We start from the raw sequence: 25,005 nt of genomic DNA, 5'->3' as shown, positions 1-25,005 counted from the left end.
TCCCTCACCCTTGCGAAGACTTACCGGAATTCGGCAAGGGGTCACTGGGGACGCACCGGAACCGGAACGGTCAGGAGATCCCGAATTCCTTGCCGAGCAGATCGAATACTTCGTCGTCCGTGGCCGATTCCAGATCGCTGCCCGTTCCAGGGCCTTCCGGTACCGGCGCCTTGCCGGATTCACCGGCAATCGCCAATACGGCCTGGAGCTTTGACAGGATCCGGTCGCGAGCTTCACTCTCTGACAACTTCGTGACCAATTCTTGTTCGACCCTGTCCAGGTCAGCAAGTAGGGAATCCACTAGGGCTGGTTCGGCCGCCCCGGCCGTCTCCGTGAGCACGTGACGGGCGAGGAGAGCGGGCGTCGGATAGTCGAAGACCAGGGTCGCGGGAAGCCGCAGACCGGTGGCCTTGTTCAGCCGGTTGCGCAGTTCCACGGCCGTGAGGGAGTCGAATCCCAGGTCCTGGAAGGCGTGTTCCGGCCGGACCGATTGGGCCGACGCGTGGCCCAGGACCGCGGCCACCTCCGCCCGGACCAGGTCCTCGACCGCCTTGCCCCGCTCGGCCTCCGGCAGCCCCTCCAGCCGTTCGGCCAGCGAGGACACGGAGGGCACGGCGGCGGCCTGCGCGGTCCTCCGGGCGGCCGCGGCGGGCACGAGAGCGCGCAACACCGCCGGCGCTTCACCGGTGCGCAGCGCACCGGTGTCGATGCGGACCGGGGCGAGCACCGCCTCGTGCGACGCCAGTGCCGCGTCGAAGAGCCGCAGCCCCTCCTCCGGCGACAGCGGCAGCACGCCGCTGCGCGCCATCCGCGCCCGGTCGGCCTCGGCGAGGCCGTCCGTCATCGCGCCGGACTGCTCCCACACGCCCCACGCCAGCGAAAGGGCGGGCAGGCCCTCACGGCGGCGGTACGACGCGAAGGCGTCGAGGAAGGAATTTGCCGCCGCGTAGCTCGCCTGGCCGGCGCTGCCGACCAGTCCGGCGACGGACGAGAACACCACGAAGGCGGCCAGGTCCATTTCCCGGGTGCAGTCGTGCAGGTTCAGCACGGCGTCCACCTTGGGCCGGAAGACCTCCCTCATCCTTTCGGGCGTGACCGAGCCGACGACCCCGTCGTCGAGAACGCCCGCGGTGTGCACGACGGCCGACAGCGGATGACCGCCGAGCCGCTCCAGCATTCCGGAGACGGCGTCCCGGTCCGCCACGTCACAGGCCGCCCAGGTGACCTCGGCGCCCCACGCGGCCAGCTCGGCCTCCAGCTCTGCCGCACCGGGGGCCTCGGCGCCCCGGCGGCTCGCCAGCAGGAGCCGGCGCACCTTGTGCTCGGACACCAGGTGCCGGGCGACGAGCGCACCCAGCGAGCCGGAGGCGCCGGTCACGAGGACGGTGCCGTCGGCGAGGTCCGGCACGTCTCCGCCGTCGGAGGCGGCTGCGGCGGCCTTCGTCAGGCGCGGTACGAGGACGTCCTCGCCGCGCACCGCGAACTGCGGCTCACCGGAAGCGACCGCGGCGGGCAGCACGCGAAGTGCTTCCTCCGTGTCCTCGGCCTCCACCAGCACGATCCGGTCCGGGTTCTCCGACTGCGCAGAGCGCACGAGACCCCGCACCGCGGCATGGGCCAGGTCGCCGGGACGGGTCACCAGCGCCAGCCGCCCCGGACGCTCCTCCGCCAGCCACCACTGCACCAGCTCCAGGACCTCACTCGCGACGCCGTGCACCTGCTCGGCGCCGTGCGTACCGGCGACTGCCGGGCACGGCACGACCGCGACGTCGGGAAGGGCCGGTTCGGCGGACAGAGCGGCCAGGTCCGCGTAACTCCGTACGCCGAGCCCGGCGCCGGTCCCGGTGAGAGCCGCCGGCTGCCATGCGAGGCCGAACAGCGAGTCGTCGGCGCCCCTGCCGGAGCCGCCGGCCCTGAGCAGCTGCTCGCGCGACACCGGCCGCAGCGACAGCGAGCCGACCGTGGCCACCAGGCCGCCCGCGGCGTCGGCCACGGTCAGCGACACCGCGTCGGTGCCCGTCCGCGAGACCTTGACCCGCAGCGCCGCCGCCCCCGCGGCCCGGACACTCACCCCGGACCAGGCGAAGGGCAGCAGCGGCCCGTCGCCGACGGGGACGAGCCCGCCCGCGCCGATCGCGTGGAGAGCCGAGTCCAGCAGCGCTGGATGCAGCGCGTACGCGCCGGCTTCCGTGCCCTCGGGCAGGGCGACCTCGGCGAGGACGTCGTCCCCGCTGCGCCACACCGACCGCAGGCCCTGGAAGACGGGGCCGTAGCCCAGACCGAGACCGGCCAGGCCCTCGTAGAACGCCGTCAGGTCGACGGCCTCCGCGCCCGCCGGCGGCCACGCGCCGGCGTCCGCACCGTGCGGCGGCTCGGGCAGAGCGTCCGCCAGGAAGCCGACCGCGTGCCGCACCCACGGCGCGTCGTCCGGCGCGTCCTCCCGCCGCGAGTGCACGCTCAGCGCGCGCCGGCCCGGCTCCTCTTCCTCGGCACCGACCCACACCTGCACGGCGACACCGCCGCGCTCGGGGACGATCAGCGGCGCTTCCAGCGTCAGGTCCTCGATCTGCGCGCAACCGGCCTCGTCGCCCGCGCGCACGGCCAGCTCCACGAGCGCGGTGCCCGGCAGCAGCACGCTGCCCATGACCGTGTGGTCGGCGAGCCAGGGGTGGGTCCTGAGCGAGAGCCGCCCGGTGACCAGGTACCCTCCGGCGCCCGGCAGCGCGACCGCCGCACCCGCCAGCGGGTGCTCGGCCGCACCCAGGCCGAGTCCGGTGGCGGCGGCACCGCCGGTGAACTCCTCGGGCGCTTCGAGCCAGAAGCGCTCGTACTGGAAGGCGTACGTGGGCAGGTCGACGCGGCGAGCACCGGGGAACAGCGCCTGCCAGTCCGGGGAGACGCCGTGCACGTGCAGTTCACCGAGCGCGGTGACGACGGCCTGCGGCTCGGGGCGGTCGGCCCGTACGACCGGGACCGTGACCGCGCCGTCGTCGAGGCAGCCCTGGGTGAGGGCGCTCAGCACGCCGCCCGGGCCGATCTCCACGAACGTCGTGACACCCAGCTCGTGCAGAGTCTGCACGCCGTCGGCGAAGCGCACGGCCTCGCGGACGTGCCGGACCCAGTACTCGGGGGTGTACGCCTCGGCCACGAGGCCGGTCAGGTTGGACACCACGGGGATCTGCGGCTCATGGAAGGTGAGACCGCGGACGACCTGCGCGAACTCCTCCAGCATCGGATCCATCAGCGGCGAGTGGAACGCGTGGCTGACCTTCAAGCGGGACGTCTTGCGGCCCTGCTCCTTGAAGACCTCGGCGATCGCGGTGACCGCGTCCTCCGCACCGGAGACCACAACCGACTGCGGACCGTTGATCGCCGCAATGCCGACACCGTCGGTCAGATGCGGCAGCACCTCGTCCTCGGTCGCCTGCACCGCGACCATCGCACCGCCCGCAGGCAGCGCCTGCATCAGCCCGGCACGCGCCGACACCAACTTCGCCGCATCCCGCAGAGACAGCACACCTGCCACATGAGCAGCCGCAATCTCACCGACCGAGTGACCCGCCACGTAATCCGGCCGGATACCCCACGATGCGAGGAGCCGGAACAGCGCCACCTCAACAGCGAAGAGGGCGGGCTGCGTCGACCCGGTCTGGTTCAGTTCCTCCGAGTCGACGTCGACGGGCGCGTCCAGCATCGCGCACACCTCGTCATACGCGGTGGCGAACACGGGGTGGGCCGCGTACAGCTCACGGCCCATGCCGATCCGCTGCGAACCCTGGCCCGAGAACAGGAACCCGGTCTTGCCCACGGCGCCCGGCTCGCCCATGACCACCCGGGCGGACGGGGACCCCGCGGCCAGCGCGCGGAGCCCTGCCAGGAGTTCGTCCCGGCTCTCCCCCACGACGGCGGCCCGGTGCTCCATCGCCGAGCGCGAGGTGGCAAGCGAGAAGCCGATGTCGGCCGGCCGCAGGTCCGTGGCCGCGTCGGAGAGGGACAGCAGGCGCTCGGCCTGCGCCCGCAGCGCCGCTTCCGTCCTGCCCGACAGCACCCACGGCACGACCGCGTCAGGCTTCGGAGCCGGGGACTCTTCGGCGGTGGCAGGCGCCTGTTCGACGATCACGTGGGCGTTGGTGCCGCTGATGCCGAAGGACGACACCGCCGCGCGGCGCGGCAGGCCGCTCTCGGGCCACTCCACCGCCTCGGTCAGCAGCCGCACCGCGCCCGCCGACCAGTCCACGTGCGGCGTCGGCTCGTCCACGTGCAGCGTCCGCGGCAGCACGCCGTGCTGCATCGCCATCACCATCTTGATCACACCACCGACGCCCGCGGCCGCCTGCGAGTGACCGATGTTGGACTTCAGCGAACCCAGCCACAACGGCCGGTCCTCCGGCCGCTCCTGCCCGTACGTCGCGAGCAGCGCCTGCGCCTCGATCGGGTCGCCCAGCTTCGTGCCCGTGCCGTGCGCTTCGACCGCGTGGACCTGGTCCGAGGACAGGCCCGCGTTCGCGAGCGCCTGCCGGATCACGCGCTGCTGGGAGGGACCGTTGGGTGCGGTCAGCCCGTTCGAGGCACCGTCCTGGTTCACCGCGGTACCGCGGACGACGGCCAGCACCTTGTGCCCGTTGCGCCGCGCGTCCGACAGCCGCTCCACGAGCAGCATGCCCGCGCCCTCGGCCCAGCCCGTACCGTCCGCACCGGCGGCGAAGGCCTTGCACCGGCCGTCCGCCGACAGGCCGCGCTGACGGCTGAACTCCACGAACGTGGAGGGGGTCGCCATGACGGTGACGCCGCCGACCAGGGCCATCGAGCACTCGCCGGTGCGCAGCGCCTGGGTCGCCAGGTGCAGGGCCACGAGCGAGGACGAGCACGCCGTGTCGACCGTGACCGCCGGGCCTTCGAGGCCGAACGTGTACGAGACGCGGCCCGAAGCGATGCTGCCCGCGCTGCCGCTGCCCAGGTAGGCGTCCATGCCCTCCGGGGCCGTCTTCACCCGGCCGCCGTAGTCGTGGTACATCACGCCGGCGAAGACACCGGTCCTGCTGCCCCGCACCGAGGCGGGGTCGATGCCGGCGCGCTCGAAGGCCTCCCATGACGTCTCCAGCAGCAGCCGCTGCTGCGGGTCCATCGCCAGCGCCTCGCGCGGCGAGATCCCGAAGAAGGACGGGTCGAACTCGGCCGCCTCGTGGAGGAAGCCGCCGTGGCGCACGTAGGACTTGCCGGAGCGGTCGGGGTCGGGGTCGTAGAGGTTCTCGACGTCCCAGCCGCGGTCCTCGGGGAAGCCGGAGATCGCGTCGCCGCCGGACGCGACGAGGTGCCACAGGTCCTCGGGCGACCGCACGTCGCCGGGGAACCGGCAGGCCATGCCCACGATCGCGATCGGTTCGTCCGTCCCGGCGACCGCGGCGACCGCGGCCTCGGACCGCTCCTGGACGCCCAGCGTCTCGGCCAGCAGGAAGCGGGAGAGCGCGGCGGGCGTCGGGTGGTCGAAGACCATGGTCGCGGGGAGCCGCAGCCCGGTCGCCGCGTTCAGGCGGTTGCGCAGCTCCACCGAGGTGAGCGAGTCGAATCCGGCGTCCTGGAAGGCGTGTTCCGGCTGGACGGCCTGGACGGAGGCGTGTCCGAGCACGGCGGCGACCTCGGTGCGGACCAGGTCCAGCACCGCCCGCTCGCGCTCGGCCTCCGGCAGCCCGGCCAGCCGCTGCCCCAGCGTTCCCTTCGGTGCGGTCTGCGCCGCGCGCCGCGCCGTTCCCCGTACGGGGCCGCGCAGTCCTCGCAGCACCGGAGGCACCGTGCCCTGCAGACCGCCGAGGTCCAGTCTCAGCGGGGCGACGGTCGCCCGGTCCAGGGCCAGCGCCGCGTCGAACATCCGCAGTCCTTCGCCGACGGCTATCGGGGCCAGGCCCACCCGCTTGAGCCGGGTGAGGTCGGCCTGGTCGAGGCGGTCGGCCATGCCGCTGCCCTGCTCCCACAGGCCCCACGCCAGCGAGGTCGCGGGGAGGCCCTGGGCGCGGCGGGCTTCGGCGAAGGCGTCGAGGAAGGTGTTCGCCGCCGCGTAGTTGCCCTGCCCGGCGCTGCCCAGGATCCCGGACACCGACGAGAAGACCACGAACGCCGACAGGTCGCCCGTCAGCTCGTGGAGGTTCAGCACGGCGTCCACCTTCGGGCGCAGCACCGCGTCCATGCGCTCCGGGGTCAGCGCGGCGATCACGCCGTCGTCGAGGACGCCGGCCGTGTGCACGACGGCCGTCACCGGCGCGTCGGCGAGCACGGCGGAGAGGGCGTCGCGGTCGGCCGCGTCGCAGGCCGCCCAGCGCACCTCGGCGCCCCGCGCGGCCAGATCGGCCTCCAGCTCGACCGCGCCGGGGGCGTCCGCGCCGCGCCGGCTGAGCAGGAGCAGGCTGCGCACGCCGTGGGCGGCGACCAGGTGCCGGGCGACGATGCCGCCCAGCGCGCCGGACGCGCCGGTCAGCAGGACGGGGCCGGCGCCGAAGTCCGGCGTGCCGGAGGCGGCTCCGGTGGCCTTCGTCAGGCGCGGTACGAGGACCTGCTCGCCGCGCACCGCGAACTGCGGCTCACCGGCAGCAACAACGGCGGGCAGCACGCGGACGACCTCGTCGGTGTCCTCGGCCTCCACCAGCACGATCCGGTCCGGGTTCTCCGACTGAGCGGAGCGCACGAGACCCCGCACCGCGGCATGGGCCAGGTCACCGGGTCGGGTCACCAGCGCCAGGCGCTCCGGACGCTCCTCCATCAGCCACTGCTGCACCAGCTCCAGCACGGCATGGGTGACGTCACGGACCCGGGCGGCGATGTCCTCGCCGGTCCCTGCCGGGCAGGGCACGACTACGACGTCCGGGATGCCCGGGGTGTTCGAGGTCCCTTCCGGCTCCCGCAGCGCGGCGAAGTCCGCGACGGACTCGATCACCAGCGCTTCGGAGGAGGCGGAGGGCAGGGTGAACGGCGTCCACTCCAGCCCGAACAGCGGGCTGCCGTCACCGGCCCCGCGCAGTTGCTCCGCCGACACGGCCCGCAGCGACAGCGACTCGACCGAGGCCACCGGTTCACCGGCGCCGTCGGCCACGGCCAGCGTCATCGAACCGCTGCCCGTCCGCGACAGCTTCACCCGCACCATGGCCGCGCCGGTGGCGTGGACGGCGACACCGGACCATGCGAACGGCAGGGCCGGGCCGTCGTCCAGGGAGACCAGCCCGCCGGCGGCCAGGGCGTGCAGAGCAGCGTCCAGCAGCGCCGGGTGCAGGGCGAACGAAGCCGCGTCGGCGCCCGGCTCCTCCGGCAGTTCGACCTCGGCGAAGACGTCGTCCCCGCCGCGCCACACCGCCCGCAGGCCCTGGAAGACCGGACCGTAGTCCAGGCCTGAGGCGGCCATGCCCTCGTAGAACGCGGTCAGGTCGACGGCCTCCGCACCTGCGGGCGGCCATGCGCCGATGTCCGCAGCGGGCGGCGCCTCCGCCGAGGACAGCACACCGGTCGCGTGCCGTACCCAGGAACCCTCCTCGACGCGTGAGTGCACGGTCAGCTGCCGCCGGCCCGCCTCGTCCTCGGGTCCGGCCGCCACCTGAAGGGTGACGGCGCCGCGCTCGGGCACGACCAGGGGAAGTTCCAGGGTGAGGTCCTCGATCCATCCGCAGCCGGCCTCGTCGCCCGCCCGGACCGCCAGCTCGACGAACGCGGTGCCCGGCAGCAGAACGGTCCCGTTCACGGCGTGGTCGGAGAGCCACGGGTGGGAGTCGAGGGAGAGCAGCCCGGTGAGCAGTACCCCGTCGCTGCCGGCGGTCGCGATCGCGGCGCCGAGCAGCGGGTGGTCCGCCGCCCCCAGACCCGCGGCCCGGACGTCACCGGATGCTCGCGGTACGTCAAGCCAGTAGCGCTGGCGCTGGAAGGCGTAGGTGGGCAGGTCGACGCGGCGGGCGCCGGGGAACAGCGCCTGCCAGTCCGGGGAGACGCCGTGGGTGTGCAGCTGACCGACGGCGAGGGCGATCGCCTCAGGCTCGGGACGGTCGGCACGCAGGGCAGGGACGGTGACGACGGCTTCGTCGTCCAGGCAACCCTGGGTGAGGGCGCTCAGCACACCACCCGGGCCGATCTCCACGAACGTGGTCACGCCCAGGTCGCTGAGGGTCCGCACGCCGTCGGCGAAACGGACGGCCTCCCGGACGTGCCGGACCCAGTACTCGGCCGTGTACGGCTCCGCCAGGCGGCCGGTGAGGGTGGAAACCACCGGGACCTGCGGCTCACTGAAAGTCAGGCCACGGACGACCTGCGCGAACTCCTCCAGCATGGGGTCCATGAGCGGAGAGTGGAAGGCGTGGCTGACCTTCAGACGGGACGTCTTACGGCCCTGACCGGCGAACACCTCGGCAATCGCGGTGACGGCGCTCTCAGCGCCCGAAATCACCACGGACTGCGGACCGTTGACCGCCGCAATGCCGACCTGGTCGGTCAGGTGCGGCAGCACCTCGTCCTCGGTCGCCTGCACGGCGACCATCGCACCACCGGCCGGCAGCGCCTGCATCAGCGCGGCACGGGCCGACACCAACTTCGCCGCATCCCGCAGAGACAGCACACCTGCCACATGAGCAGCCGCAATCTCACCGACCGAGTGACCCGCCACGTAATCCGGCCGGATACCCCACGATGCGAGGAGGCGGAACAGTGCCACCTCGACCGCGAACAGCGCGGGCTGCGTCGAACCGGTCTGGTTCAGCTCCTCCGAGCCGACATCCACCGGCGCGTCCAGCATCGCGCACACCTCGTCATAAGCAGCAGCAAAGACGGGGTACGCCGCATACAGCTCACCTCCCATTCCCAGCCGCTGCGACCCCTGACCCGAGAACAGGAACCCGACCTTGCCCCCGAGGGCCCCGCCCACCGGAGCAGCACCCGAGGCCAGCGCCTCCAGGCCCCGCCGGATCTCGGCGAGGTCCCCGCCCACGATCGCCGCGCGGCGCTCCAGCACCGCGCGCGACGTGGCCAGCGAGAAGCCCACATCGGCCGGCCGGACCCCGGCACCCTCCGCGTCCAGGAAGGACAGCATCCGGCCCGCCTGGTCCCGCAGCGCCGCCTCGCTCTTCGCCGACAGCACCCACGGCACAACCGTGTCAGGCATCGGAGCCGGGGACTCTTCGGCGGTGGCAGGTGCCTGCTCGACGATCACGTGGGCGTTCGTACCGCTCACACCGAACGAGGACACCGCCGCCCGCCGCGGCGCGTCGCCCGCGGGCCACTCCACCGCCTCGGTCAGCAGCCGCACCGCGCCCGCCGACCAGTCCACGTGCGGCGTCGGCTCGTCCACGTGCAGCGTCCGCGGCAGCACGCCGTGCCGCATCGCCATCACCATCTTGATCACACCACCGACGCCCGCGGCCGCCTGCGAGTGACCGATGTTGGACTTCAGCGAACCCAGCCACAACGGCTGCCCCTCGGGACGCTCCTGCCCGTACGTGGCGAGGAGCGCCTGCGCCTCGATCGGGTCGCCCAGCTTCGTGCCCGTACCGTGCGCTTCGACCGCGTGGACCTGGTCCGAGGACACACCGGCGTTCGCGAGCGCCTGCCGGATCACCCGCTGCTGCGCCGGGCCGTTCGGGGCCGTCAGGCCGTTGGACGCACCGTCCTGGTTCACTGCCGTACCGCGGACGACGGCCAGCACCTTGTGCCCGTTGCGCCGGGCATCGGACAGCCGCTCCACGAGCAGCATGCCCGCGCCCTCGGCCCAGCCCGTACCGTCCGCACCGGCCCCGAACGCCTTGCACCGGCCGTCCGCCGACAGGCCGCGCTGACGGCTGAACTCCACGAACACGGACGGGCCGGCCATCACCGTGACACCGCCGACGAGAGCCATCGAGCACTCGCCGCTCCGCAGCGCCTGGGTCGCCAGGTGCAGGGCCACCAGGGACGACGAGCACGCCGTGTCGACCGTGACCGCCGGGCCTTCGAGGCCGAACGTGTACGAGACGCGGCCCGAAGCGACACTGCCGGCACTGCCGTTGACGAGGTAGCCCTCAAGGCCCGCGGGCGAGGTGTGCACGCGCCCGCCGTAGTCGTGGTACATCACGCCGGCGAACACACCGGTCCTGCTGCCCCGCACCGAGGCCGGATCGATGCCGGCGCGCTCGAACGCCTCCCACGACGTCTCCAGCAGCAGCCGCTGCTGCGGGTCCATCGCCAGCGCCTCCCGCGGCGAGATCCCGAAGAACTCGGCGTCGAAGTCGGCCGCGTCGTGCAGGAAGCCGCCTTCTCGGGTGTAGCTGGTGCCCCACTGGTCGGGGTCCGGGTCGTAGAGCTTCTCGACGTCCCAGCCGCGGTCGGTGGGGAAGCCCGACACCGCGTCGCGGCCGGAGAACACCAGCTGCCACAGGTCTTCGGGCGACCGCACGCCACCGGGGTACCGGCAGGCCATGCCCACGATCGCGATCGGCTCGTCCACCGTGCCGCCGGCCGTGGGGACGGTCGCCGGCACGGCCGCCGCCTCGCCGGAGCCTGCGGCTTCGGCGGTGAGGAAGCGGGCGAGGGTGAGCGGGTTCGGGTAGTCGAAGATCAGCGTGGCGGGCAGGCGCATGCCGACGGCCGCGTTGAGCCGGTTGCGCAGTTCGACGGCGGTCAGCGAATCGAACCCGATGTCCTTGAACGAGTCGTCCGCGCCGACCGACTGTGCGCCGGCGTGCCCGAGCACGGCGGCGACCTCGGTGCGGACCAGGTCCAGCACCGCCTGCTCGCGCTCGGCCTCCGGCAGCCCGGCCAGCCGCTGCCCCAGGGAGGACGAGGCCGCCTTCGCCGCCGCTGCCGCGCGCCGCACCGGCGCGAGCCGGACCAGTCCGCGCAGGACCGGCGGCACGGACTGCTGTCCCTGCCCGTCGCGGAAGGCGGAGGTGTCCAGCCGGACCGGGACGACCGCCGCCCGCCCGGTAGCCAGGGCCGCGTCGAACATGCGCAGGCCCTCCGCCGGCGGGATCGCGGCGAGGCCCATGCGCTTGATGCGCGTGAGATCGGTGTGGTCGAGGCCGCCGGTCATCGCGCTGTCGCTGTCCTGCGCCCACAGGCCCCAGGCCAGCGAGGTGGCGGGCAGGCCCTGGGCGCGGCGGTGCTCGGCGAGGGCGTCGAGGAAGGTGTTGGCGGCGGCGTAGTTCCCCTGACCCGGCGTGCCGAGGGTGCCCGCCACGGAGGAGAAGAGCACGAACGCGGACAGGCCGCCGGGCAGCTCACCGGACAGTTCGTGCAGGTTCAGCGCCGCGTCCACCTTGGGGCGGAACACGCCGTCCAGCCGCTCGGGAGTCAGCGAACCGATGATTCCGTCGTCCAGGACGCCGGCGGTGTGGATGATCGCGGACAGGCTCCGCCCGGTCAGGAGTTCACGGACGGCATCGCGGTCGGCCACGTCGCAGGCGGCCCAGGTGACGTCGGCGCCCCGCGCGGTCAGGTCGGCGGCGAGCTCGGCCGCGCCGGGCGCGTCCCCGCCGCGGCGGCTGACGAGCAGCAGGCTGCGAACATCGTGCTCGGCGACCAGGTGCCGGGCGAACAGTCCGCCCAGCCCGCCGGACGCGCCGGTGAGCAGGACGGTGCCGGAACCGAGATCCGGGAGCTGCGTCTCCGTGTCCGGCGCGGCGGTGCGGACCAGCCTCGGCACCAGGACCTCGCCCGCGCGCACCGCGGCCTGCGGCTCGCCGGAGGCGATCAGGGCGGGCAGCAGCCCGGCGAGACCTGCGTCGGAATCGGGCGCGCCATCGGTCTCGACCAGCACGATGCGGTCGGGATTCTCGCTCTGTGCCGAGCGCACCAGTCCGCGGACCACCGACTGGGCAAGGTCTCCCGTACGCATCACCAGCACGAGCCGCGACGGGCGTTCCTCGGCCAGCCACCACTGCACCAGCTCCAGCACGGCGTTGCCGACCTCGCGGGCCCGGGCGGCGGTGTCCGTACCGGACCCGGTCGGGCACGGCACGACCACCGCGTCGGTGCCGGCGTCCGGCAGTGCGCCGGCGGCCTGCAGCGCGGCGAGGTCTTCGTACGTCTCGGTCCTCGTGCCGTCCGGCGCGGCCGGCAGGCTGAGCGGTGTCCACTCCAGGCCGAAGACCGAGTCGTCACCGGAACCGGCGCGCAACTGGTCGGCGGGGACCGGGCGCAGGGTGAGGGAGTCGATCCGTGCGACCGGCTCGCCGGTGCCGTCGGCCAGCACCAGCGACACCGTGGAGGTGCCGGTGCCGGCGCGCGAGACCTTCACCCGCAGGGCGGAGGCTCCGGCGGCCGCCAGGCGCACGCCGCTCCAGGCGAAGGGCAGCAGCCCGTTGCCCGTCCCGGCCTCGGGCTCGACCGCACCCAGCCAGACGGTGTGCAGGGCGGCGTCGAACAGCGCGGGGTGCAGACCGTACGCGCTCGCGTTCGTGTGCTCCGCGCCGGGCAGTTCCACCTCGGCGAAGAAGTCGTCCCCGCTCCGCCAGGCGGCACGCAGCCCCTGGAAGACGGGGCCGTAGTCGAGCGCCATGCCCGCGAGGCGGTCGTAGAACCCGCCGACGTCGACCGGCTCCGCGCCCACGGGCGGCCACGCGGCGAGCGAGCCGTCCACGGGGGCCGTGGCGACGGCCAGGGAGCCGGAGGCGTGCCGGACCCAGGCCCGCTCGGACTCGTCCTCGTGCGCGTGGGCGTTCCCGTCGTCGGTCCGCGAGTGCACGGTCAGCGGCCGGCGGCCCGAGCCGTCGTCGGCGCCGACGCGCACCTGCAGGGCGACGCCGCCGCGCCCGGGCACGAGCAGCGGTGTCTCCAGCGTCAGTTCTTCCAGCAGGTCGCAGCCCACGGCGTCGGCAGCGGTGATCGCCAGCTCGACGAACGCGGTGCCCGGCAGGAGGGCGACCCCGTTCACGGCGTGGTCCACCAGCCACGGGTGCGTGTGCACCGAGAGCCGCCCGGTGAGCAGGTGCCCGTCGCCGCCGGCCAGCGGCACGGCGGCGCCGAGCAGCGGGTGACCGGCCTCGCCCTGGCCCACCGCGCGCATGTCACCGGCGGAGGCGGGGGCGTCGAGCCAGTAGCGCTCGCGCTGGAAGGCGTACGTGGGCAGGCCGATGCGGCGGGCGCCGGGGAAGAAGGCGTGCCAGTCCACTTCGAGGCCGCCGACGTGCAGCTGGGCGTACGCGGTGGTGATCGCCTGCGGCTCGGGGCGGTCGGCGCGGAGCACGGGGATGGTGGTGACGTCGTCGTCGAGGCAGCCCTGGGCGAGGGCGCTGAGGACGCCGCCGGGGCCGATCTCCACGAACGTCGTGACACCCAGGTCGTGCAGGGTCCGGACCCCGTCGGCGAAGCGGACGGCCTCGCGGACGTGCCGGACCCAGTACTCCGGCGTGTACGGCTCCGCCAGGCGGCCGGTGAGGGTGGAGACCACCGGGATCCGCGGCTCATGGAAGGTGAGACCGCGGACGACCTGCGCGAACTCCTCCAGCATGGGGTCCATGAGCGGCGAGTGGAAGGCGTGGCTGACCTTCAGGCGGGACGTCTTGCGGCCCTGCTGCTTGAAGACCTCGGCGACCTCCAGCACGGCACCTTCGGCACCGGAGACCACGACCGACTGCGGCCCGTTGATCGCCGCGATGCCGGCCTGCTCGGTCAGGTGTGGCAGCACCTCGTCCTCAGTGGCCTGAACCGCCACCATCGCACCACCGGCCGGCAGCGCCTGCATCAGCGCGGCACGCGCCGACACCAGCTTCGCCGCGTCGGCGAGCGACAACACACCCGCCACATGAGCAGCCGCAATCTCACCGACCGAGTGACCGGCCACGTAATCCGGCCGCACACCCCACGACTCCAGCAGCCGGAACAGCGCCACCTCAACAGCGAACAACGCGGGCTGCGTCGACCCCGTCTGGTTCAGCTCCTCCGACTCGACATCCACCGGCGCGTCCAGCAGCGCACACGCCTCGTCGTAGGCCGCGGCAAAGACGGGGTACGCCTCGTACAGCTCACGGCCCATGCCGATCCGCTGCGAGCCCTGGCCCGAGAACAGGAAGCCGGCCTTGTCCGCCGAGTGCGCGCGCCCGGTGACGACGTTCGCCGGCGCTTCGCCGGCGGCGAGGGCCTCCAGCCCCGCCCGCAGCTCGGCCGCGTCGGTGCCGATCACGGCCGCGCGGTGCTCCAGCGCCGATCGCGTCGTGGCCGACGAGAATCCGGCGTCGACGGGCGACACGTCGTCGGCCGCGAAGGCCAGCAGGCGCTCCGCCTGTGCCCGCAGCGCCGCCTCGCTCTTCGCCGAGAGCACCCACGGCACGGGCACCGGGCGGTGCTCCCCGGCCGGTGCGGCGGCGGCCGGGGCGGGCGCCTCTTCGATGATCGTGTGGGCGTTGGTGCCGCCGATGCCGAAGGAGGACACCGCGGCCCGGCGGGGTCCGGCGGTGCCGGGCCAGTCCACCGGCTCGGTCAGCAGGCGCACGGCGCCCGCCGACCAGTCGACGTGCGCGGTCGGCTCGTCCACGTGCAGGGTCTGCGGCAGCACACCGTGCTGCAGCGCCAGCACCATCTTGATCACACCGGCCACGCCCGCGGCGGCCTGCGTGTGACCGATGTTGGACTTGACCGAGCCCAGCCACAGCGGCCGGTCGCCGGAGTGCTCCTGGCCGTACGTGGCGAGGAGCGCCTGCGCCTCGATCGGGTCGCCCAGCTTCGTGCCCGTGCCGTGCGCCTCGACCGCGTCCACGTCGGCCGGGGTGAGCCCGGCCGAGGCCAGGGCCTGCCGGATCACGCGCTGCTGCGAGGGGCCGTTGGGGGCGGTCAGGCCGTTGGACGCGCCGTCCTGATTGACCGCGCTGCCCCGTACGACCGCCAGCACCTGGTGACCGTTGCGCTCGGCGTCGCTGAGCCGCTCCACCAGGAGCAGACCGACGCCTTCGCCCCAGCCCGTGCCGTCGGCACCGGCCGCGAACGCCTTGCACCGCCCGTCGGGCGACAGGCCGCGCTGGCGGCTGAACTCCACGAACAGGTCCGGCGTGGTCATGATGGTGACGCCGCCGACCAGGGCCATCGTGCACTCGCCGCTCCGCAGTGCCTGCGCGGCGAGGTGGAGGGCCACCAGCGACGACGAGCACGCCGTGTCGACGGTGACCGCCGGGCCTTCGAGGCCGAACGTGTACGAGATGCGGCCGGAGACGACCGAGGCCGCCTTGCCGGTGAGCGCGTATCCCTCGATCTCCTCGGGGGCGTTGCGCAGCCCGTTGGCGTAGTCCTGGCCGTTGGTGCCGATGAAGACACCGGTCCGGCTGGCGCGGACGGACGCGGGGGCGATGCCGGCGCGCTCGAACGCCTCCCACGCGGTCTCCAGGAGCAGGCGCTGCTGCGGGTCCATCGCCAGCGCCTCGCGCGGCGAGATCCCGAAGAGGCCGGCGTCGAAGCGGTCGGCGCCGTCGATGAACGCGCCGTCACGCGCGTACGTCCGGCCGGACCGGTCGGGGTCGGGGTCGTAGAGGGAGTCGATGTCCCAGCCGCGGTCGGTGGGGAAGCCGGAGACCGCGTCGCGGCCGGAGCGCAGCAGCTCCCACAGGTCCTCCGGCGACTGGACGCCGCCCGGGAAGCGGCAGCTCATGCTGACGATCGCGAGGGGCTCGTCGGTCGCGGCGGCGGTCGTCGCACGCGCGGCCTCCGCCTCCAGCCCGTGCCGGCCGAGGAGTTCCTCGCGCAGGTGACGGGCGAGGGCAGTGGGGGTCGGGTGGTCGAAGACGAGGGTGGTGGGCAGCTTGAGGCCGGTGGCCGTGTTGAGCCTGTGGCGCAGTTCGACGGCGGTGAGGGAGTCGAAGCCGGTCTCGCGGAACGTCCGGTCGGCCTCGAAACCGCCCTTGCCCGTGTGGCCGAGCACCGTGGCGGCCTGCTCGCGGACCAGGTCCAGCAGGGCGCGGTCCTGCTCCCCCGGTGCGGCGTCCAGCAGGCGCCGGACCAGAGCGGACGCGGGCGCTTCGGTGCTCTGCGCGGCCCGGGCGCGGGCTTCGAGGGCCGTACGGGCCTCGGGCACGCCCTGCAGCAGCGGGCAGGGGCGCGTACCGGCGAAGGCCGGGACGAAGCGGTCCCAGTCCACGTCCGCGACGGTCACGGAGGTCTCGCCGTGGGTCAGTGCGCCGTGCAGCACGGAGATCGCGGGCCGGGCCGCGATCGCCCGGACGCCGCGCCGCCGCAGGTGGTCGCCGGCGGCGCCGTCGGCCATGCCGCCGTCCGCCCAGGACCCCCACGCGACGGCCAGCGCGGGCAGGCCCTGCGCCCGGCGCTGCTCGGCGAGGGCGTCGAGGAAGGCGTTCGCGGCACCGTAGGCGCCCTGGCCGCCGTTGCCCCAGACGCCGGTCATCGACGAGAAGAGGACGAACGCGTCGAGGTCCCGGCGGTCCCGGGTGAGCTCGTGCAGGTGGAGCGCGGCGTCCGCCTTGGGACGCAGCACGTGGTTCAGCCGCTCGGCCGTGAGCGATTCGACCAGGCCGTCGTCGAGCACGCCCGCGGTGTGCACCACGGCGTTCACGGTGTGCTGGTCGAACAGGGCGGCGAGCGCGTCGCGGTCGGCTGCGTCGCACGCGGCGACGGTGACCCGCGCGCCCAGTTCCTCCAGCTCCGTCTTGAGCTCGGCGGCGCCGGGAGCCTCGGGTCCACGACGGCTGGTGAGCAGCAGGTGTTCGGCGCCGGCGCCGGCGAGCCAGCGGGCCACGTGCCCGCCGAGCGCACCCGTGCCGCCGGTCACGAGCACCGTGCCGCGCGGCGACCAGGGCGCGTCCACCGGTGCCGCGCTCTGCGGCGCGCGGACGAGACGGCGGGCGGACACGCCGGAGGCGCGTACGGCGAGCTGGTCCTCGTCGGCCCGGGTCAGCAGGCCGGCCAGCCGCTCCAGCGAGCGGGAGCCGGGGTCGGCGGGCAGGTCGACGAGCCCGCCCCAGCGCTGCGGCTGCTCCAGGGCCACGACCCGGCCCAGACCCCAGATCCGGGCCGAGGCGGGGTCGGTGAGCGGGTCGGAGGGGCCGGTCGACACCGCGCCGGTGGTCAGGCACCACAGCGGGGCCTCGATCCCGGCGTCGCCGAGAGCCTGGACGAGCAGGACGAGCCGCTGGAGGGCGTCCGTCCCTGCCGCGGCCCCCGCTTCAGCACCTGCCGCGGCGAACACGATGCCGTCGGCCCGACCTTGCCCCGCGTCGGCCAGGGCCCGGCCCAGGGAGTCGCGGTCGGTGTCCTCGTCCACGACGAACGGGACGAGCTCGACACCGAGTTCCGTGAGCCCGGCGTGGATCGACGCGGTCCACGCGGTCTCCTCGGAGACCACGTAGAGCCAGGTCCCCGCCGGAACGGCGCGCTCCATGTCACCGAGCGGCTGCCAGGTGATCCGGTAGCGCCAGCCGTCGGCGGCGGACTGCTCGCGCCGCTGACGGCGCCAGGCGGACAGCTTGGGCGCGACCACGTCCAGCTCGTCGGGGGCCAGCCCCAGGAGCGCACCGAGAGACGCGCGGTCCTCGCTCTCGACGGAGTCCCAGAACTCGGCGTCCATCGCCTCCGGGGCGCCGGCGAGCGCCGCCTGAGGCGCATCGAGCCAGTAGCGCTCGCGCTGGAAGGCGTAGGTGGGCAGGTCGACGCGGCGGGCGCCGGGGAACAGCGCCTGCCAGTCCGGGGAGACGCCGTGGGTGTGCAGCTGACCGACGGCGAGGGCGATCGCCTCAGGCTCGGGACGGTCGGCACGCAGAGCAGGGACGGTGACGACGGCTTCGTCGTCCAGGCAGCCCTGGGTGAGGGCGCTGAGGACGCCACCGGGGCCGATCTCCACGAACGTCGTGACACCCAGCTCGTGCAAGGTCTGGACACCGTCGGCGAAACGGACGGCCTCCCGGACGTGCCGGACCCAGTACTCGGGGGTGTACGCCTCGGCCACGAGGCCGGTCAGGTTGGACACCACGGGGATCTGCGGCTCGCTGAACGACAGACCGCCCACGACCTCGGCGAAGTCGGCGAGCATCGGGTCCATCAACGGCGAGTGGAAGGCGTGGCTGACCTTCAAGCGGGACGTCTTGCGGCCCTGCTGCTTGAAGACCTCGGCGATCGCGGTGACCGCGTCCTCCGCACCGGAGACCACGACCGACTGCGGACCGTTGATCGCCGCAATGCCGACACCGTCGGTCAGATGCGGCAGCACCTCGTCCTCAGTCGCCTGCACCGCTACCATCGCACCGCCCGCGGGCAGCGCCTGCATCAGCCCGGCACGGGCCGACACCAACTTCGCCGCATCCCGCAGAGACAGCACACCTGCCACATGCGCAGCCGCAATCTCGCCCACGGAGTGACCCGCCACGTAATCCGGCCGCACACCCCACGACTCCAGCAGCCGGAACACGGCCACCTCAACAGCGAACAACGCGGGCTGGGTGCACCCGGTCTGGTGCAGCGTTTCCCCATCGACATCGACCGGCGCATCCAGCTCCGCGCACACCTCGTCATACGCCGCAGCAAAAACGGGGTACGCCGCATACAGCTCACGCCCCATCCCCTGCCGCTGCGACCCCTGCCCCGAGAACAGGAACCCGACCTTGCCCCCGAGGGCCCCGCCCACCGGAGCAGCACCCGAGACCAGCGCCTCCAGGCCCCGCCGGAAGTCGGCGAGGTCCTCACCCACGATCGCCGCGCGGCGCTCCAGCACCGCGCGCGACGTGGCCAGCGAGAAGCCCACATCGGCCGGCCGGACCTCGGCACCCTCCGCGTCCAGGAAGGACAGCATCCGGCCCGCCTGGTCCCGCAGCGCCGCCTCGCTCTTCGCCGACAGCACCCACGGGACCGGTCCCGCAGCAGCCGTCTCCCGGACGGGCTCTTCGCTCCTTTGAACCTGCTCGACGATGACGTGCGCGTTGGTGCCGCTGATGCCGAACGAGGACACCGCGGCCCGGCGCGGCATGTCGCCCGCAGCCGCGGGCCACTCCACCGCCTCGGTCAGCAGCCGTACGCCGCTCGCCGACCAGTCCACATGCGGCGTCGGCTCGTCCACGTGCAGCGTCTGCGGCAGCACACCGTGCCGCATCGCCATCACCATCTTGATCACACCGGCCACGCCCGCGGCGGCCTGCGTGTGGCCGATGTTGGACTTCAGCGAACCCAGCCACAGCGGCCGGTCGCCGTCCCGCCCCTGGCCGTAGGCGGCGATGAGGGCCTCCGCCTCGATCGGGTCGCCGAGCCGCGTGCCCGTGCCGTGCGCCTCGACCGCGTCGACGTCGGCGGGCGCGAGGCCGGCGGAGGCCAGGGCCTGGCGGATGACCCGCTGCTGCGAAGGACCGTTCGGCGCGGTCAGGCCGTTGGACGCACCGTCCTGGTTGACGGCGCTGCCGCGCACCACCGCCAGCACCTGGTGGCCGTTGCGCTCGGCGTCGCTGAGCCGCTCCACGAGCAGCATGCCGACGCCTTCGGCCCAGCCCGTGCCGTCCGCGCCGGCCGCGAAGGCCTTGCACCGGCCGTCGGCCGACAGGCCGCGCTGGCGGCTGAACTCCACGAACATGCCGGGCGTGGACATCACGGTGACGCCGCCGGCCAGGGCCATCGTGCACTCGCCGCTCCGCAGCGACTGGATGGCCAGGTGCAGGGCGACGAGGGACGACGAGCACGCCGTGTCCACCGTGACCGCGGGGCCCTCGAGGCCGAACGAGTAGGCCACGCGGCCCGATGCGACGCTGGTCGTCGTGCCGGTGAGCAGGTAGCCCTCGATGCCGTCGACGGGCTCGTGGAGCCGGGGGCCGTAGTCCTGTGCCGTCGCGCCGATGAACACGCCCGCCCGGCTGCCGCGCAGCGTGGCGGGGTCGATGCCGGCGCGCTCGAAGGCCTCCCAGGCGGTCTCCAGGACCAGCCGCTGCTGCGGGTCGATGGCGGCGGCCTCGCGGGGGCTGATGCCGAAGAAGCCGGCGTCGAACTCGGCCGCCTCGTGGAGGAAGCCGCCCTGCCGCGTCGAGGACTTGCCGGGGGTGCCGGGCTCGGGGTCGTAGAGGGCTTCGACGTCCCAGCCGCGGTCCGTGGGGAATCCGGAGACGGCGTCGCCGCCGGAGGCGACCAGCCGCCACAGGTCCTCCGGCGAGCGCACTCCGCCGGGGAGGCGGCAGCTCATGGCCACGATGGCGATGGGCTCGTCGGGGTCGGCGACGGTCCCGGGCGGGGCGACCGCGGCGCCCTCGCCCAGGGATTCCGCGCCGAGGTGGCGGGCGAGCGCGGCAGGGGTCGGGTGGTCGAACAGCAGGCCGCTGGGCAGGCGCAGCCCGGTGGCCTCGCTGAGCTGGTTACGCAGTTCCACCGAGCTGAGCGAGTCGAAGCCGAGGTCCTTGAACGTCCACTCGGTCTCGACCGTGCCGGCTTCGGAGTGTCCGAGCACGGCGGCGATGTGGGCGCGGACCAGGTCGAGCACGGCTTCGTCGCGCCCGGCCTCGGGCAGGCCGGCGAGCCGCCGGCCCAGGGCGCCGGCGGGCGCGCTCGCGGTCGCGGCGGTCCCGGCGGTCTCGTCCGGCTGCGGGACGGCAGGAGCCCAGGTGGTGCCGGCGTCCGGGGAGGCGGTGCCGCCGTCCAGCCAGTACCGCTGCCGCTCGAACGCGTAGGTGGGGAGCGCGACCTTACGACGTGCGCCCTGACCGCCGAACAGGGCGGTCCAGTCCGGGTCCAGGCCGTGGACGTGCAGCGACGCGACCGCTGCCAGCAGGGCCTGTGCCTCGGGGCGGCGGGCGCGCAGGGCGGGGACGAACAGGGCGTCACTGCCGGCCCCGGCGCCGGCGCGGGCCATGGAGGTCAGTACGCCGCCGGGGCCGAGCTCCAGGTAGGTGCGCACTCCGTGCTCGTCGAGGCGGGCGACGCCGTCGGTGAACCGGACCGCGTCGCGGACGTGGCGGACCCAGTACTCGGCCGAGCGCCCTTCGTATCCCGCGGGATCCTCGGACAGCCGGCCCGTCACGTTGGACACGATCGGAATGCGCGGGGCGTGGAAGGTCAGGCCTTCGGCCACCCGGCGGAACTCCGCCAGCATGGGCTCCATGTGCGGGGAGTGGAAGGCGTGGCTGACCCGCAGCCGGCTGGTCTTGCGGCCCAGGGCGGCGAAGGCGTCGGCGATCTCGGTGACGAGGTCCTCGTCGCCGGAGACGACGACGGAGTCCGGGCCGTTGAGCGCGGCGATGCTCACGCGGTCCGTGCGGTCGCCGATGCGGGCGCGGACCTCGTCCTCCGCGGCCTGGACCGCGGTCATGGCGCCGCCGGCGGGCAGCTCCTGCATCAGGCGGCCGCGCGCGGCGACCAGAGTGCAGGCGTCGGCGAGGGAGAGGACGCCGGCCACGTGCGCGGCGGCGAGTTCGCCGATGGAGTGGCCCATGAGCAGGCCGGGGGTGATGCCCCAGCTCTCCAGGAGCCGGAACAGGGCGACCTCGACGGCGAACAGGGAGGTCTGCGTGTAGAGGGTCCGGTCGAGTTCGGCCGCTTCCTCGGAGCCCTCGGGGGCGAACATGACCTCGCGCAGCGGCCGCGGCAGCCGGGGGTCGAGCTGTGCGCACACCTCGTCCAGGGCGGCGGCGAACGCCGGGAAGGCCTCGGCCAGTTCGCGGCCCATGCCGGTTCGCTGGCTGCCCTGGCCCGAGAAGAGGAAGGCGAGTTGCCCGCGCGGGCCGGTGCGGCCCGTGGTCAGTGCGGCGTCGATTCCGCCGGTGGACAGCTCGCGCAGGGCGCGCAGGAAGTCGTCGCGGTCCTCGCCCACGACGACGGCCCGGTGCTCGAAGGCGGTGCGGCCGTTGGCGAGCGACCAGCCGACGTCGGGCAGGGCGAGGCCGGGGTGCGCCTCGGCGTGCGCGAGCAGGGCGGCGGCCTGGGCGCGCAGCCCGGAGGCGGTCTTGGCGGACAGCGGCCACGGCGTCGGCGCCGCCGTTCCCGTGTCCGCCTCCGCACCCGCACCCGTCTCCGCGCCCGCGCGGTGTTCCTCCAGCACGATGTGGCAGTTGGTGCCGCCCATGCCGAACGAGCTGACTCCGGCGAGCAGCGGGCGGTCGTCCTCGTTCTCCCAGGCGGCGTGCTCGGTCTGCACCCGGAGGTTCAGCCGGGTCAGCGGGATCGCCGGGTTCGGGGTCTCGAAGTTGAGGCTGGCGGGCAGGGCGCGGTGGCGGAGCGACAGGGCGGCCTTGAGGAGGCCGGTGATGCCCGCGGCGCCCTCCAGGTGGCCGACGTTGGTCTTGGCCGAGCCGACGCGCAGCGGCCGGCCGGGGTCGCGGCCCGTGCCGAGCACGGCGCCGAGCGCGGCCGCCTCGATGGGGTCGCCGACCTTGGTGCCGGTGCCGTGCAGTTCCACGTAGCCGACGTGGGCGGGGTCGACCCCGGCCCGTTCGTAGGCGAGCCGGAGCACCTGCTCCTGCCCGGACTGCAGGGGTACGGTCAGGCCGTCGCCGCCGCCGTCGTTGTTGACCGCGCTGCCGCGGATCACGCAGTAGACCGGGTCTCCGTCCTCGATCGCCCGGGCCAGGGGCTTGAGGACGACGATGCCGCCGCCCTCGCCGCGGACGTAGCCGTTGGCGCGGGCGTCGAAGGTGAAGCAGCGGCCGTCCGGTGACAGGCCGCCGAACTTGGCGGCGCCCAGGGTGCTCTCGGGGACGATGTTGAGGCTCACGCCGCCCGCGAGGGCGATCGTCGACTCGCCCTTGCGGAGGCTTTCGCACGCGAGGTGGACCGAGACCAGGGAGGAGGACTGGCCGGAGTCCACGGTCAGGCTGGGGCCGTTGAGGCCGAGGAAGTACGAGACCCGGTTGGCGATGATGCTGCGGTGCAGGCCGGTGACGGTGTGCGGGGAGATGGCCGTGAGCCCGGAGCGGTGGTGCAGGGTCGCGTAGTCGTCCCAGATGGCGCCGACGAACACGCCGGTGCGGGTGGAGCGCAGCGTCCCGGCGCGCACGTGCGCGTCCTCCAGCGCTTCCCAGGCCAGCTCCAGGACGAGCCGCTGCTGCGGGTCCATGGCCGCGGCCTCCTTGGGGGAGAGCCCGAAGAACCCGGCGTCGAAGTGGCCGATGCGGTCGAGGAACCCGCCCCGGCGGATGTCGGTCCTGCCCGGCGCGGTCGGGTCGGCGTCGGCCACGGCGGCCCCGTCCCAGCGGTCCGGGGGGACGTCGGTGATCGCGTCCGCGCCCTCGCCGAGCAGCCGCCAGAAGGCGGCCGGACCGTCGGCCCCCGGCAGCCGGCAGGCCAGACCGATGACGGCCACGGCCTCGGCCGAAGCCGCCGGGGCCGTCGAAACCGCTGAGGCCGCCGAAGCCTTCGAAGCCGAACCGGCCCGATTCCCCGTTCCGTTGAGCCCGGACTCGACCATATTGCGCTCCACCCACCCACACAGAGAACGAAAAGGCACCGCGCACATGGCGGTGTGACCCTAGTTAAGGGCCTGGGGCCGCGTTTCCGGCGGGGTACGGGATCAGGTCTAGGGGAATCCCAAACGGACGGCGCGCTCGCGCGTCGCTGCGGCGCACATGCGATCACTAAGGAGAACCCTAGGGGCAGTTGTAGGAGAGTCATGGGCCGTATAGCCTTTCCCCCTTTTTTCCTCTGGCGAAGAGGTTTCACCGTTCATGACGCAATCGCGAGAATCCGAGAATCGCGGAGCACGGACCTTCCCGACGGCCCGCCCCTCGGGCTGTCCCTTCGACCCGCCGGCCCCTTTCGCGGAAGCGCGCGAGGAATGCCCGGTGACCCCGCTGCAGTACCCCGACGGGCACATCGGCCGCCTGGTCACCGGGCTGCAGAGCGCGCGGGCCGTGCTGGGCGACACCCGGTTCAGCTCACTGCCGGCCGGGAAGCGTTCTCCGGTCAAGGTGCCCGGCTCCGAGCTGAGCACCGACGCGCTGCCCGCGGGCATGTTCGTCAACATGGACCCGCCCGACCACACCCGTTACCGCCGCCTGCTGAGCAAGCACTTCACCGTTCGGAGGGTGCGGGAACTCCGGCCGCGCATCCAGGAGATGACGGACCGCCTGCTGGACGGCATGGAGAGCGGGGGTGGCCCCGTCGACCTGGTGGAGGCGTTCGCCAAGCCGCTGCCCACGCTGGTCACTTCGGAGCTGCTGGGGCTGCCGGAGGAGGACCGTGCGCAGTTCGGGCACCACGTCGACGTCCTCTTCAGCCTCTCCAGCAGCGGCGAGGAGATGCAGCAGTCGATGGTGCTGCTCGGCGGCATGCTGCACGCCCTGATCGCCGCCGCGCGCAAGGACCCGGGGCCGGACATCCTCGGCCGGCTCACCGTCGAGACCGACCTGACCGACGAAGAGCTGCTCGGCATCACGATCGTCCTGCTCATCGCCGGTCTTGAGACCACCACCAACATGCTGGCGCTGGGCACCTACGCCCTCCTGCGCCACCCCGGGCAGCTGGCGGCCCTGCGCGCCGACTGGTCGCTGATGGACGGTGCCGTCGAAGAGCTGCTGCGCTACCTCAGCGTGGTGCAGATCGGCCCGATCCGGGTGGCCGCCGAGGACTTCGCGTTCGAGGGGCAGTCCATCCGCAAGGGCGAGGTCGTCACGGTGTCGCTGCCCGCCGCCAACCGCGACCCGGCCGGCTTCGAGGACCCCGACGTCTTCGACATCCGCCGCGGCGCCACCCGCCACCTCGCCTTCGGCAGCGGGCCCCACCAGTGCATGGGCCACCACCTGGCCCGCCTGGAGCTCGCCATCGGCTACGAGTCGCTGCTGCGCCGCTTCCCCGGGCTGGAGCTGGCCGTTCCGGCGGAGGAGGTCGGCACCCGGGAGATGATGGTGACGTACGGCGTCCTGGGCCTGCCGGTGCGCTGGTGAGGAGGCGGCCCTGATGCGGATCGAGATCGACAAGGACCTGTGCTGCGGAGCGGGCACGTGCGTGCTCGTCGCCCCCGGCGTCTTCGACCAGGACGACGAGGACGGCACGGTGATCCTGCTCGACGCCGCGCCCGGCGCCGAGCAGCGGGCAGCGGTGGAGGAGGCCGCCGAGCGGTGCCCGACGGCGGTCATCAGCATCACCTGAGGCCGGGCGCTCCGGCTCCACCGC

3 protein-coding genes are annotated in these 25,005 nt (G+C 73.8%); 2 read left to right on the top strand and 1 reads right to left on the bottom strand.

What is annotated here, in order from left to right:
• Window positions 1-70: 70 nt before the first annotated feature.
• On the bottom strand, window positions 71-23,302 hold the full coding sequence (locus tag ACOTKD_RS33765) for a type I polyketide synthase (RefSeq protein WP_424892819.1): 23,232 nt from the start codon (window positions 23,300-23,302) through the stop codon (window positions 71-73).
• Window positions 23,303-23,675: 373 nt separating this feature from the next.
• Here ACOTKD_RS33765 and ACOTKD_RS33760 point away from each other — a divergent pair, with 373 nt between their 5' ends.
• Complete coding sequence (locus ACOTKD_RS33760) at window positions 23,676-24,776, top strand: cytochrome P450 (RefSeq protein WP_424892818.1); 1,101 nt, start codon at window positions 23,676-23,678, stop codon at window positions 24,774-24,776.
• Window positions 24,777-24,789: 13 nt separating this feature from the next.
• Complete coding sequence (locus ACOTKD_RS33755; protein ID WP_424892817.1) at window positions 24,790-24,981, top strand: ferredoxin; 192 nt, start codon at window positions 24,790-24,792, stop codon at window positions 24,979-24,981.
• The last annotated feature ends 24 nt before the right edge of the window (window positions 24,982-25,005 follow it).

The sequence above is a fragment of the Streptomyces sp. XH2 genome (genome assembly GCF_049725035.1).
Classification (GTDB): Bacteria; Actinomycetota; Actinomycetes; order Streptomycetales; family Streptomycetaceae; genus Streptomyces; species Streptomyces roseoverticillatus.
The sequence above is the reverse complement of the archived record's forward strand: the minus strand, read 5'-3'. Positions and strand labels throughout refer to the sequence as shown.

What these genes read in the sequence shown, in the direction of transcription:
- ACOTKD_RS33765 (WP_424892819.1), bottom strand. Translation starts at nt 23,302, where the DNA reads ATGGTCGAGTCCGGGCTCAACGGAACGGGGAATCGGGCCGGTTCGGCT.
- ACOTKD_RS33755 (WP_424892817.1), top strand. Translation starts at nt 24,790, where the DNA reads ATGCGGATCGAGATCGACAAGGACCTGTGCTGCGGAGCGGGCACGTGC.